We start from the raw sequence: 13,540 nt of genomic DNA on the forward strand, positions 1-13,540 counted from the left end.
TTATGATATATTGATATTTAAATTAGGCCTATCGGAAATATAGAATAAGAAAATGGTCGATTTATGATATAATTTCTTTAATATTTTTAGAATGATAAAAGTTAATATAGTGAGATAAATACATATACGAAAAGAGGAATAACGTATGCGATATATTACGGCTGGTGAATCTCATGGTCCGCAACTTACAACGATTATAGAAGGTGTTCCAGCAGGATTGTCTTTAGTAGCGGATGATATAAACGAAGAGTTAGCTAGAAGGCAAAAGGGATATGGGCGTGGTAGACGCATGCAAATTGAAACGGATCAAGTGCAAATTTTAAGTGGTGTTAGACATGGAGAAACATTAGGTTCCCCTATTGCACTCGTTGTTGAAAATCGTGATTTTGCCCATTGGACAAAAATTATGGGGGCAGAGCCTTTAACTGAGCAGGAAGAAAAAGAGATAAAAAGGAAAGTGACAAAACCAAGGCCTGGGCATGCTGATTTAAATGGTGCAATTAAATATGGTCATAGAGATATGAGGAATGTACTGGAACGTTCGTCAGCGCGCGAAACGACGGTGCGTGTTGCTGCTGGTGCGGTTGCTAAAAAGGTGTTAGCAGAACTTGGTATTAAATTGGCGGGCCATGTAATTGAAATTGGCGGTGTACAAGCTAAGGAGGTTACGTATAGTTCAATTGAAGAATTAAAGAGTATTACAGAAGCATCTCCTGTACGTTGCTTAGATGACGAAGCTGGTAACCAAATGATGAAAGCGATTGATGATGCGAAAGCAAATGGTGATTCAATTGGTGGAATCGTTGAAGTAATTGTGGAAGGAATGCCAATTGGAGTAGGTAGCTACGTGCATTATGATCGAAAACTGGATGCGAAATTAGCAGCTGCAATTATGAGTATTAATGCTTTTAAAGGTGTCGAGATTGGAATTGGTTTTGAAGCAGCGCATAGACCGGGAAGTGAAGTTCATGATGAAATTCTATGGAATGAGGAGCATGGATATACAAGAAGAACAAATAATGCAGGTGGATTAGAAGGCGGTATGACGACTGGAATGCCAATTGTTGTGCGCGGTGTGATGAAACCGATACCTACACTTTATAAACCTCTTCAAAGTGTAGATATTGATACGAAAGAGCCTTTTACAGCGAGCATTGAACGTTCAGATAGTTGTGCAGTGCCAGCAGCTAGTGTCGTTGTAGAAGCGGTTGTGGCTTGGGAATTAGCAACAGCTTTAATAGAACAATTCGGATTAGATCGTATGGAACTAATTCGTGAAAATATTGAGAAACATAATGAATATGCGAGGGGATTTTAATGGGAAACATACATATTCAAACGAAATCAAAAGAATATGATGTACATGTTGGTAAAGAAGCGTTGTCAAACTTAACAATGATCGTTCAAAATATGCAGCCAGCTGTATCTAACGTAATGATCATTTCAGATGAAGCTGTTGCATCACTACATTTACAGACAGTTATCGATGCATTACAAGTGGAGCAGGACGTGTTTTCGTTTGTTGTACCAAGTGGCGAAAAAGAGAAGTCTTTCGAAAATTTCTATGCGGCTCATACGTCAGCTCTTGAAAATAAATTAGATAGAAATTCTTTAATTCTTGCACTTGGAGGCGGAATGATTGGAGATTTAGCTGGTTTTGTTGCCGCATCTTTTATGCGGGGTATTCGCTTTGTGCAGGTTCCGACGACTTTATTAGCGCACGATAGCGCAGTAGGTGGGAAAGTCGCGATTAATCATCCGTTAGGTAAAAATATGATTGGTGCATTCCATCAGCCAGAAGCGGTTGTATATCATACACCGTTTTTACAGTCTCTTCCTGAAAAAGAGTGGCGTTCAGGTTATGCAGAGGTGATAAAGCATGCTCTTATTGGTGATGTGGAGCTATATCATTGGTTAAAAGAAGAAGTGCAAACATTAGCGGATCTTCGTGATGAGAAGTTAATCCATATATTAACGAAGGCGATTCCTGTAAAGGCAAATGTTGTGTCACAAGATGAAACAGAGAAGGGTGTACGTGCCCATTTGAACTTTGGACATACGTTAGGACATGCTCTTGAAAAAGAGCTAGGGTATGGGAATATTACTCACGGTGACGGCGTAGCGGTTGGAATGTTATTCGCCATATTTTTAAGTGAGCAAGTGTACAAGGTTGATCTTGCTTATGAAGATATGAAGCAGTGGTTCTTGAAATACGGCTATCCAAAAATGCCAAGAGATTTGAATGTAGAGCGCCTCGTTCAATTGATGAAACAAGATAAGAAAGCAAATGCAGGAGCAATTCATATGGTGCTTATGCAGGAATATGGGGTAGTGAATGTCGTATCTATTTCAGATGAGACTGTTCATATTGCGTTAGAGGCATTTCAAAAAGATATGGTTTAAAATGATAGCGAAGTGTTGTGAAGTGCTCATTTAGAGGTATTCTCGTAATAGTGACGGTTATGATAAAAGATTACAGTAAGGGGCTATAACTGTATTGTAATCAAATTGAATGAAATGACTGGGGGAAGAAAAATGAGAGTGAAAGAGCAATTGTTAACTTTGAGAGCGTATGTGCCTGGGAAAAACATTGAAGAAGTAAAAAGGGAATATGGATTATCGAAAATTGTGAAATTAGCATCGAACGAAAATCCATTCGGTTGCTCAGCGCGTGTGACAGAAGCATTAACTTCTTTAGCGAGCCAATATGCCCTTTATCCAGATGGATATGCCTTTGAACTTCGGACAAAAGTAGCGGAACATTTAGGTGTAAAAGCAGAACAACTACTATTTGGTAGTGGATTAGATGAAGTCATTCAAATGATTAGCCGAGCGTTACTACATGAAGGAACAAACGTTGTAATGGCGAATCCTACGTTTTCACAATATCATCACCATGCTGTTATTGAAGGAGCAGAAGTTCGTGAAGTATCACTTAAAGACGGTATTCACGATTTAGATGCAATGCTAGAGCAAGTAGATGATAAAACGAAAATTGTATGGATTTGTAATCCGAATAATCCGACAGGTACATATGTTGAGAAACAAAAATTACTTTCATTTTTAGAATCAGTTCCTAAGTCGGCTCTCGTTATTATGGACGAAGCATATTATGAATACGCGGAAGCAGAAGACTATCCGCAAACATTGCCACTTCTTGAAAAGTATGAAAATCTTATGGTTTTACGCACGTTTTCAAAAGCATATGGTTTAGCTGCTTTTCGTATCGGATATGCGATTGGGGATGCGAAGTTAATCGGACAGCTAGAAGTAGCGAGGTTACCATTCAATACATCAACTGTAGCGCAATCTGTAGCACTCGCTGCATTAGAAGATCAAGCCTTTTTACAAGATTGTGTGAAAAAGAATGCTGAAGGTCTAAATCAGTATTATGCATTTTGTAAAGAATATAACGTATTCTATTATCCATCTCAAACAAATTTCATTTTCTTAAAACTTGGTATACCAGGTAATGAAGCTTTCGAACGATTAATGAAAAAAGGATATATCGTTCGTTCTGGTGCTGCATTTGGTATCGATGATGGTATTCGTATTACTGTCGGTTTGAAAGAAGAAAATGATGAAATTATAGAGTTGCTGAAAGAGCTTGTAAATGAGCAAGTACAGAAAGAAGAAACATATTCTTAAGAGATTGTGAAGGCTCCTATTATAGGAGCCTTTTTTATCGTATTAAAAATAAAGGTTGAAGACTGGTAATTAAGTTGTTCTGTAAATCACGGTTTGTATGGCTTGATAATTAGTGAGAGAAGTTATTTGCACGGTCATAAAAGAAAGCGGTACAATAGAAGATGATGATAAGGTATCGGTGTCATATCCGAACCTTTTGAACAATTACCTACTCTGTAAGAAGAAGTATAAGAAGAAGCATGCTCATTCTAAAGGTTGCGTTCTAACAGTGAGTTGCTTATGATAAATGAACAGAAGAGAATATTTTTTAGAATTAAAGGAGACGTTTATGCAAAAGTTTGAACAAGCTGTTTCATATATTGAAAATGGTGAAGCGGAAAAAGGATTACGATTATTAAAAGAACAATTAAAAATTGCAAATGATGAAGAGAAGTATGATATCGCTCGTTACTATCATACACTTGGATTTACAGATGAGGCATTAGCGATTACTGAAGACTTACGTTTACTGTATCCGGAAGAAAGTGAATTCACTGTATTTTTAGCAGAATTATATATTGATCTAGATAAAGAAGATGAAGCGATTGAAGTACTTCATGATATTCCAGAAAATGACGATTTATATGTTCAATCGTTATTACTTGTTGCAGATTTATTCCAAATGCAAGGTTTTGATGATGTAGCAGAGCAAAAACTATTAAAGGCGAAAGAAATGATGCCTGATGAACCTGTTATTACGTTTGGGTTAGCAGAATTATATAGTAGTAAAGGTGAAGAACAAAAGGCAATTACTTATTATGAATCGCTATTAGCTAAACATAAAGTAATGGGTGGTGTTGTGATCGCACTTCGCCTTGCAGAAACGTTAAGTGCGATTGGAAACTGGGAAGAGGCGATTTCTTATTATGAAGCAGGCCTAGAGGAACAAAAAGATATTCACTCATTATTTGGATATGCCTTCACATTATACCAAGGTGAAGAATATCAGAGAGCAATCGGTGCTTGGCAAGAACTAAAAGAATTAGACCCTGAGTACGCATCACTGTACATGTATTTAGCGAAAAGCTATGAAAAAGAAGGAATGCTTCAAGAAAGCTATGAAACGCTTCATGAAGGAATTAAAGTAGATGAGCTTTCAGTTCCGTTTTATGTAGAGTTAGCGAACATTGCGGCGAAATTAGGAAAAATAGTAGAAGCAGAGGAAGTTCTTCAAAAAGCACTTGAGTTAGACCCGGGGCATTTAGGCGCAACATTAAAATATGCGTATATCTTAAAAGGACAAGAAAAGTACGAAGAGTTAATTGCAATTGTAGAGCGTGCTATTGATAGTGGAGAACCAGATACACAACTACTTTGGGACCTTGCGTATGCAAAAAAACAATTAGAAATGTATTCGGATGCATTAAAACACTATGAAAGTGCATATACTTCTTTTAAGAATCATCCAGACTTCTTAGAAGAATACGGTTATTTCTTATTGGAAGAAGGAAAGCGAAAAGAGGCGAAAGAAGTATTTACCCAGTTATTACAACTAGACCCGACACAAATTCATATTGAAGAGTTGTTATATAATTTAGAGGATTTTTCATAAGTTGGAAGGAAACTGAATGCCGCTTCTTGAATCTAAAAAGAAAAGAGAAAGACAGAGGAGGGACTTAATTGCTATGAATACCCCTGTTTCTGTAAACGAGAAGAAGGATTTTGTAAAATGGTTTTTGAATAATTACCAACTGAAACAGCGTGAATGTGTATGGATTCTGAATTATTTAATGAGTCACGACCAATTGATGCATAAAGTCCACTTCGTAGAGCATGCAAAATATTGTCCGCGTGGCTTAGTGATGTCAGCGAATTGTGTGAAAGACACACCGTTTCACTTTTTTAAACAAAATGTTATGACAACAGATGCTGAAAAATCGTTTCATGATATTCGTTTAAATCGAGATGAAGATATTTATATTCAACTCAACTTTAAATCATCGTTTCAAAATGCGAATTATGTAGCTGTATTAGAAGAAAACCCATATCTACCAAAGCATATTGAAGTAAATGAAAAAGATCGTTTACTTGCAGAAAGGTTTTTGGAAGAAAGTGTATTTTCATTTAGGAGAGAACGCCTTTTGAAACAAATTGATGAAGCGTTAGATAAGCAAGATAAGGAAGCGTTTCATAGATTAACGGCCGAGTTAAAGACTTTATAGAATTTATTTGGATTAATAAATTTTTACAAATTTCAGACTTTCACCAAGAAAAACTACCTATATTGGGTAGTTTTTCTTTTTTTACCTCTTTTAGTATGGTTTAATATATATAAAGTGAAAGTTCTGTCATTTACAAGTGAAGGAGGGAAGGAATTTGAAGTGGAGTGTAAAAGATGTGGAACAGTTTGAACAAGCAAGAGAGTATGTTGATACAGGAGTAATACCGCTTTTATCAATTTCGGCAGCACAAGAAATGAAAATGGTTGTAGAACAAGGTGAATTTATCGAATTGTTGAGCACGGAATTGGAAAGAGAGTATAAAGGAAGAGTGCTTTTACTACCTGCGTTTACGTATTTGGTAGAAAGTCAAAAGAATGAAAAAGGTCGTTTGCAAGAATGGACAAATCATTTACGAAGCGAAGGTTTTAAGCATATTGCTTATGTTACAAGTGATTTTTCATGGAAAGAGGATATGCAAGAGTTACAGGGAGATTTATTTTGGTTTCCTTCATTAGCATTAGAACAATTTAGTGATCAAGCAAAAAGAGAAGTTATTCATGCACATATAAAAAATATAATGGTGATGTTGGAAGAGAAGTGGGGAAACTCGCAATAAACAGAAAGTTCTTATTATTATGAGTAGTATGATATTGACCTGTGCATGAGCGTATTATATCATGATAGTGTCCTAGTTTTTATTTTTTATATAATTTATCACGAGGGGACAATTTCTGATAGAGGGGGGAAATTTTCGTGAGCGAGAAAGAACATCGCGTGTCAAGAAGACAATTTTTAAATTACACACTCACAGGGGTAGGAGGCTTTATGGCTGCCGGTATTTTAATGCCGATGACGCGATTTGCGCTTGATCCGGTGTTAAGAAAAGAAGCCGGAACAGATATGGTTGCTGTTGCGCAAGTAAAGGATATTACAACAGAGCCGAAGCGTTTCGATTTTAAAGTGAAACAGGTTGATGGTTGGTACAAGTCTGAAGAACCAAAATCGGCTTGGGTTCATAAAGATGAAAGCGGAGACATTGTTGCGTTCTCTCCAGTATGTAAACATTTAGGATGTACAGTTAACTGGAATTCGGACAAAGCACATCCGAATCAATTCTTTTGTCCATGTCACGGGGGTCGTTATACAAAAGATGGGATGAACATTAAAGGTACGCCACCCCTTGCTCCGCTGGATGTGTACGAGTCTAAAGTGAAAGATGGAACGCTGTATCTAGGAAAAGCGAAGCCAAGAGGGGGTGCAAAGTAGATGTTAAATAAAATTTATGATTGGGTAGATGAAAGATTAGATATTACACCGATATGGCGTGATATCGCTGATCATGAAGTACCTGAACATGTAAACCCGGCACATCACTTTTCTGCATTCGTCTATTGCTTTGGAGGACTTACCTTTTTCGTTACTGTAATTCAAATTTTATCTGGAATGTTTTTGACGATGTATTATGTGCCTGATATTAAAAATGCTTGGGAATCAGTTTACTATTTACAAAATGAAGTTGCTTATGGGCAAATTGTTCGTGGTATGCACCACTGGGGTGCTAGTCTCGTAATTGTAATGATGTTTTTACATACACTCAGAGTTTTCTTCCAAGGTGCGTATAAAAAGCCCCGTGAGTTAAACTGGATTGTTGGTGTTCTTATTTTCTTTGTTATGTTAGGTCTTGGTTTTACCGGATATTTATTACCGTGGGATATGAAAGCTTTATTTGCTACAAAAGTAGGGATTCAAATTGCAGAGCAAACACCGCTCATTGGTCCTTATATTAAAACATTACTCGCTGGTCATTCCGAAATTGTTGGCGCTCAAACATTAACTCGCTTCTTTGCTATTCACGTCTTCTTCTTACCAGCAGCACTTCTAGGTTTAATGGCCTTCCACTTCATCATGATTCGCAAACAAGGTATTTCCGGTCCACTATAAGAGATTGCTAAATTAAAGGGGAAAGAACTAAAGGAGGGAGATTATGCATCGCGGCAAAGGGATGAAGTTTGTAGGAGATTCTCGGGTACCGGTAGCTCGGAAACCAAATATTCCAAAAGACTATTCTGAATACCCAGGGAAAACAGAAGCATTTTGGCCGAACTTCTTGTTAAAAGAATGGATGGTTGGTGCAGTTTTTTTAATCGGTTATTTATGTTTAACAGTGGCGCATCCGTCGCCGCTTGAGAGAATGGCGGATCCAACAGATGCTGGATATATACCACTTCCAGATTGGTATTTCTTATTCTTGTATCAGTTATTAAAGTATTCTTATGCTTCCGGTTCATTTACTGTAATTGGAGCGTTTATTATGCCAGGGATTGCGTTTGGTGCATTACTGTTAGCTCCATTTCTTGATCGAGGTCCAGAAAGACGTCCATTGAAGCGTCCTGTAGCAACTGGATTTATGCTTTTAGCAATTGCATCGATTATCTTTTTAACTTGGGAATCTGTAGCACACCACGACTGGGAAGCTGCAAAGAAACAAGGAGCAATTGTAAAAACCGCGCCAGTTGATAAAAATGATGATGGCTATAAATTAATGCAAAAAAATACTTGTTTAACATGTCATGGTGACAACTTACAGGGCGGGGCGGCAGCACCAGCACTGCAAAACTTAACTTTAAAGCCAGAAGAAATTGCTAAAATTGCGAAAGATGGAAAAGGTTCCATGCCTAAAGGTGTATTTAAAGGTACAGATGAGGAACTGAAGAAGCTTTCGGAATTCGTTGCAAAGTATAATAAAAAATAATAAAAAGCTGACTACAAAATTTGTAGTCAGCTTTTCTATTTAGTTGGATGAAGTTTGTTATAATAGAGTAGGATTTAGTGAATGAATTACTTTGCTTGAAAGGTGTTGGACATACAGATTGGTGTACTTGTATGCAATGTTAAGACAACGCTCGGTATTATTATTTTTATTGGTTGTTAACATATTAGGTACAATTTACGGGTTTATATGGTACGGAAATCAACTGAAAGAAACGTCACCTATATTTTGGCCGTTTGTACCAGATAGTCCTATGGCGAGTCTCTTTTTTGTCTTTGTTTTAATTGCTTTTTTGACAAAGAGAAACTGGGGATTAATAGAAGCGCTAGCGATTGTTACTTTAATAAAATATGGTATTTGGGCTGTTGTTGTAAATGCGATTATGATTTACGTAAAAGGTCCTATTGGCCTTATGGGCTACATGTTAATGCTTTCGCACTTTGCGATGGCAGTGCAAGGTGTTTTATATGCTCCATTTTACCGTATAAAAAAATGGCATTTTATAGTAGCGGGTGTGTGGACGTTGCATAACGATGCAATTGATTATTTATTTTGGCAAATGCCACGATATGGAATTATGCATTTGTTTGTAGAGGAAATTGGTTATTTTACGTTTTGGTTAAGCGTTGCTGTACTATGTATTACATATTATTGTTGCTTACGTGAGCACAGGAAACAATTTTCTTTATGATGGTTAGAACATTTAGGGGGAGAACATGGAGAAAAATAAGAGTGGTACAAAAATATTGGATCGATTGATTACTTTAGTTGTTTCATATAGCATAGCATTTTCTATTTTTGCACTCGCAACAACGGCAGTTGTGTATGGAAAATGGCTGTATTATTTTGAAATTGATTTTTTAAATATTCCTGATTTAGCGGATATGACGAAGGATGAAATTAAAAGAAATTACGATGTGCTTATTACATATTTATCCCCGTTTTATGACGGAGCATTACATTTGCCAACATTAGATATGTCTACAAATGGCCGTATTCATTTTGTAGATGTTAAAAATATTTTAGTAAAGATTCAATATGTGATGTATGCGACAATTATGATTGCAGTGATAGGTGGAATTTATTTATTAAAAAAGAAAAATGAAAAGTTTTTACTGCACGGATCGATTTTAACAATCATTTTTCCGATAGCGCTTATGTTACCAATCGCTATTAATTTTGAAAAGAGCTTTGTATTATTCCATAAGCTTTTATTCAGTAATGATTATTGGATGTTTGATATTGAAACGGATCCAGTTATATTAATGCTACCAGAGGAGTTCTTTATGCATGCTGCGTGTGCTATTTTATTATTCATTTTAGGTGGTAGTATACTTTGTTATAGCTTATATAGATATTTCGTAAAAAAGAAAAGGATGTCAAAGAAAAAATTCTCTGCTTAAAGAGAATTTTTTCTTTGTAAAACGATAATATATTTTTCGGTTTAGTTCTGTTCTATTCTTGTCCCAATTAACATATTTTGTACTAGTAGTTATAGGGGGGACCGGGATGAAGAGAACATTAATTGGATTGATAGCATTTCTAATTATAATGTTTCCGTTACGTATATATGCTGAAGAGTGGAATGAGCTAACAGGGTTGTTAGACGACTCGTTACAGTTAGTGAAGCGTAATGAAGATGAAAAAGCGGTACAAGTATTACAACTTTTCTCAGAGCAATTTTTAATGAAGGGGAATGAAAAGAAGCATGAAGTAACACCAGATCAAGTTAGAGTTATTTCTTTAGCTTACGACAAGGCGCAGCAATCGCTCTCTGAAGAAGGTTTAGGTAAGCAAGCTAAAATGGATAATGTGTTGGCATTACAACTTGCTGTTGATGCACAAGTATCGAAATATCAACCACTTTGGATGGAAAGAGAAAGGAAAGTAATGGATGCCTTTTCTCAAATGGAAAAAGCGATGGAAAAAGAAGATGCTGGGCAGTTTCAACAAACATTAAATACATTTTTAAATGAATTCAATATTATTTATCCAAGTTTAATGATTGCTTTGCCAGAAAACGAGGTACAGCGTGTAAATGTTCATTTATCTTATTTGGATGAATTTCGTAACGTTATGTTAAAAACGAAAGGTGGCCAAATGCAATTAGGGATTATTAAAGGGGATTTGCAAAAGATATTTCACACAGTAAAAAAGGATGAAATTGCACCTTCTCTCATTTGGTTTATGACAATTACTGGGGGACTTATTTTATTCACATTAACTTATGTTGGATGGAGAAAGTATAAAGGAGAGAGAGAAAAAAGAAAAAGTAATGTGCATTCTAAAAATAGATAATGTAATAAGTAAAGATATGGATTGTAAGGTTTATTCATTGACAATAGTGGCAGAAGAAAATAGAATGAGAAGTACTATAATTAAAACTTCAATGGAGGTTCATGATGTTTTATTTAATTTACTTCGCGATCATAATGATCATACCGTTGTATGCACAGTCAAGAGTACGAAGTGCCTATAGCAAGTATTCACAAGTTTATTCAACATCAGGTATGACAGGAGCGGAAGTGGCTCGAAAAATTTTAGATGAAAATGGATTATACAATGTAGCTGTGGAAGAAACACCAGGTCATTTATCAGACCATTATGATCCAACGGCCAAGACGGTTCGATTATCAACAGATAACTATTATGGACATTCAGTTGCTGGTACAGCAGTGGCAGCACATGAAGTAGGACACGCAATTCAAGATGCGCAAGATTATAACTTTATGCGTATTCGTCATTCGTTAGTTCCTGTGGCGAATTTTGGATCGAATATATCATGGGTATTTATTATGATTGGTATATTTGCGACAATGTCGAAACTATTGTTATTAGGAATTATTTTAATGGCTGCAGGTGTTGTGTTCCAACTTGTTACATTACCAGTTGAGTTCGATGCTTCAAAGCGTGCAATGCAACAAATTGAAGCGTTAGGTATCGTATCAACAGATGAATATGGCCAAGCTCGTAAAGTATTAAATGCAGCAGCATTAACATATGTAGCAGCTGCAGCTGTAGCGGTATTTGAATTATTACGTCTCGTATTAATGTATACTGGTATGCAGCGTAGCGACGACTAAAGACTATCAATTTTGATAGTCTTTTTTTGTTGTGTGGATTGAATTATATAATGTATTACAAATAGAAATAATAGAAGTAATGCGGAAAGGCGGTGGGGGAAATGAAATATCCAGACCATTTAGTAAAACAAGTGAAAGAGCGTAGTGCTCCTTATCAACTAGAAGGTTTTTTAAGTGGACAAGGTCCTGAAAATCCCAAATTTATGTTGTTAGGAGAAGCGCCTGGTGAAACAGAAATTCATAATGGGATTCCGTTTAGCGGGAGGTCGGGAAAACAATTAATGGGTTTTTTAGAGCGTATTCACGTTACGAGGGAAGAAGTATATATTACGAGCGCTGTTCGGAGTAGACCTTATAAATGGCGAGAGAAAAAAGAACGAAATGGTGAAAGCATACAAAAAAAGTATAATAGAACGCCAAATCAAGGAGAAATAGTTGCCCATGCGCCTTTGTTAGATTATGAATTAGAGAAAATAGATCCGAGGCTTATCGTCACACTTGGAAATATTGGTCTTCAACGTTTAACAGGAAAAAATAAAAAAATCACAGATGTACACGGGCAATTATTAAAACAGCCCATTCAAAAATTAAAGGATATGCAAAGTGCAGAGTTTACATGGTCAGAGAATGAATATCATGTTTTTCCAACTTTTCATCCAGCTTCCATTTTTTATAATCGGAGTTTATTGGAGCTTATTTATGAGGATTTGGAGAAGCTTAAAAGACTTGTAATAAAAAACTAGAAAAGCTAAGGCGCTTTTCTAGTTACATTTAATTATGTAAAGGGTTTTTATTTTCATCTAACGTAAATCCTTCACCAACTACATCATGTACGTCACTTACTGCAACAAATGCATGAGGATCTACAGAAGTAATAATATTTTTTAATTTCACGATTTCATTTTTAGCAACAACGCAATACAATACGTTCCGTTCCACTTTTGTATACGATCCAACAGCTTTTAAAAAGGTTGCTCCGCGCTCCATCTCAGATAAAATCTTAGCAGCAATTTCATCGTTTTTCTCTGAGATAATAGTCGCTCCTTTGGCGGCATAGGCTCCTTCTTGCATAAAATCAATGACTTTAGCCCCGATAAAAACAGCAACTAACGTATACATACCCTCGCGGTATGATAAATAGGTAAGAATAGAGACGACGATAACGACAGCATCGAACATAAACATCGTTTTACCCATACTCCAGCCAACATATTTGTGAGCTAGTCGTGCGATAATATCTACACCGCCAGTAGTCCCGCCATATTTAAATATTATCCCAAGGCCGATACCGATAAATGCTCCGGCGAATAAAGCTGCGAGTGTCATATCATTTTGCAAGTTTAAATGTAAGTTGAGCACTTCGTAACGCTGGAAAATCCATAGAAATAAAGATACGCTAAATGTGCCGATTAATGTATATAAAAATGTCGTTCTGCCAAGTAACCTCCAACCAATAAAAAATATAGGGATATTTAAAATTAAGTTTGAGTAGGAAGGATCAAACTTAAATAAAAAATACAATAATAGTGTAATACCAGTAAACCCACCTTCTGCAAGGTGGTTTTCAATATTGATATTGACAATACCGAAAGAAAATATAGCGGAACCGATTAAAATAAAAATAATATTTCGCATCTTCAATTTTGATGTCATATAGAAATCCCCCTAATTATGTAATGATTACATTGCTCCGCTGAAACGGTAAAACATAATAATAAGTAATTTCTAGTTGCTAGTGAAAATAGTAAGAACTCGATTAGTATCGGCTAATCTTTTGCAAAAAGCGCAAAAGAAAGTTTCACTTTACCCCGTTCCAACGGCTGGTAGGAGATAAAGCT

Annotated in this window: 15 protein-coding genes; 14 read left to right on the forward strand and 1 reads right to left on the reverse strand. The window is 36.2% G+C overall.

Translation table 11 applies throughout. The features are described from left to right. Positions 1 to 145 precede the first annotated feature (145 nt). From aroC to BM089_RS03235, 14 genes are all read left to right on the forward strand, one after another. Positions 146 to 1,318, forward strand: coding sequence for a chorismate synthase (gene aroC, locus BM089_RS03170; RefSeq protein ID WP_090975947.1), 1,173 nt, complete (start codon positions 146 to 148; stop codon positions 1,316 to 1,318). Next, positions 1,318 to 2,403, forward strand: a complete 1,086-nt coding sequence (gene aroB / locus BM089_RS03175; protein ID WP_000526809.1) for a 3-dehydroquinate synthase — start codon at positions 1,318 to 1,320, stop codon at positions 2,401 to 2,403. The genes aroC and aroB overlap by 1 nt, the downstream gene beginning before the upstream one ends. Positions 2,404 to 2,535: 132 nt before the next feature. Further along, positions 2,536 to 3,648: a histidinol-phosphate transaminase gene (gene hisC / locus BM089_RS03180; RefSeq protein ID WP_001264022.1), complete on the forward strand. Its 1,113-nt coding sequence runs from the start codon at positions 2,536 to 2,538 to the stop codon at positions 3,646 to 3,648. 328 nt (positions 3,649 to 3,976) lie between these two features. Then, positions 3,977 to 5,239, forward strand: a complete 1,263-nt coding sequence (locus tag BM089_RS03185) for a tetratricopeptide repeat protein (protein ID WP_075716827.1) — start codon at positions 3,977 to 3,979, stop codon at positions 5,237 to 5,239. A 73-nt stretch (positions 5,240 to 5,312) separates the two neighbouring features. Beyond that, on the forward strand, positions 5,313 to 5,849 hold the full coding sequence (locus tag BM089_RS03190) for a ReoY family proteolytic degradation factor (RefSeq protein WP_001095925.1): 537 nt from the start codon (positions 5,313 to 5,315) through the stop codon (positions 5,847 to 5,849). A 154-nt stretch (positions 5,850 to 6,003) separates the two neighbouring features. Next, complete coding sequence (locus tag BM089_RS03195; RefSeq protein ID WP_000872171.1) at positions 6,004 to 6,465, forward strand: YpiF family protein; 462 nt, start codon at positions 6,004 to 6,006, stop codon at positions 6,463 to 6,465. A 137-nt stretch (positions 6,466 to 6,602) separates the two neighbouring features. After that, on the forward strand, positions 6,603 to 7,115 hold the full coding sequence (gene qcrA, locus BM089_RS03200) for a menaquinol-cytochrome c reductase iron-sulfur subunit (RefSeq protein WP_001290420.1): 513 nt from the start codon (positions 6,603 to 6,605) through the stop codon (positions 7,113 to 7,115). Next, positions 7,116 to 7,790 (forward strand): menaquinol-cytochrome c reductase cytochrome b subunit, encoded by a 675-nt coding sequence (gene qcrB / locus BM089_RS03205; protein ID WP_000932700.1) that lies wholly within the window; start codon positions 7,116 to 7,118, stop codon positions 7,788 to 7,790. Positions 7,791 to 7,833: 43 nt separating this feature from the next. After that, complete coding sequence (gene qcrC, locus BM089_RS03210) at positions 7,834 to 8,601, forward strand: menaquinol-cytochrome c reductase cytochrome b/c subunit (protein WP_000554601.1); 768 nt, start codon at positions 7,834 to 7,836, stop codon at positions 8,599 to 8,601. 118 nt (positions 8,602 to 8,719) lie between these two features. After that, on the forward strand, positions 8,720 to 9,310 hold the full coding sequence (locus tag BM089_RS03215) for a lipoprotein heptaprenylglyceryl N-acetyltransferase LhaT (protein ID WP_000262838.1): 591 nt from the start codon (positions 8,720 to 8,722) through the stop codon (positions 9,308 to 9,310). Between the two features lie 25 nt (positions 9,311 to 9,335). Continuing rightward, positions 9,336 to 10,022 carry a lipoprotein intramolecular transacylase Lit gene (locus BM089_RS03220; protein ID WP_000414374.1) on the forward strand — a complete coding sequence of 229 codons (687 nt, stop codon included), beginning with the start codon at positions 9,336 to 9,338 and terminating at the stop codon, positions 10,020 to 10,022. 106 nt (positions 10,023 to 10,128) lie between these two features. Then, positions 10,129 to 10,917 carry a sporulation protein YpjB gene (ypjB, locus tag BM089_RS03225; protein WP_000831589.1) on the forward strand — a complete coding sequence of 263 codons (789 nt, stop codon included), beginning with the start codon at positions 10,129 to 10,131 and terminating at the stop codon, positions 10,915 to 10,917. Between the two features lie 101 nt (positions 10,918 to 11,018). Next, positions 11,019 to 11,702 (forward strand): zinc metallopeptidase, encoded by a 684-nt coding sequence (locus BM089_RS03230; RefSeq protein ID WP_011109966.1) that lies wholly within the window; start codon positions 11,019 to 11,021, stop codon positions 11,700 to 11,702. A gap of 101 nt (positions 11,703 to 11,803) precedes the next feature. Continuing rightward, the gene (locus BM089_RS03235) at positions 11,804 to 12,445 is read left to right on the forward strand and encodes a uracil-DNA glycosylase (protein ID WP_075716826.1); all 642 of its coding nucleotides are present in this window, start codon (positions 11,804 to 11,806) and stop codon (positions 12,443 to 12,445) included. Between the two features lie 28 nt (positions 12,446 to 12,473). On the opposite strand, the gene BM089_RS03240 is transcribed toward BM089_RS03235, so the two are convergent. Further along, positions 12,474 to 13,355, reverse strand: coding sequence for a YitT family protein (locus BM089_RS03240; RefSeq protein WP_000202121.1), 882 nt, complete (start codon positions 13,353 to 13,355; stop codon positions 12,474 to 12,476). Between the last annotated feature and the right edge of the window lie 185 nt (positions 13,356 to 13,540).

Origin of the sequence: Bacillus sp. 5mfcol3.1, from assembly GCF_900114335.1 — a bacterium.
GTDB lineage: Bacteria > Bacillota > Bacilli > Bacillales > Bacillaceae_G > Bacillus_A > Bacillus_A thuringiensis_S.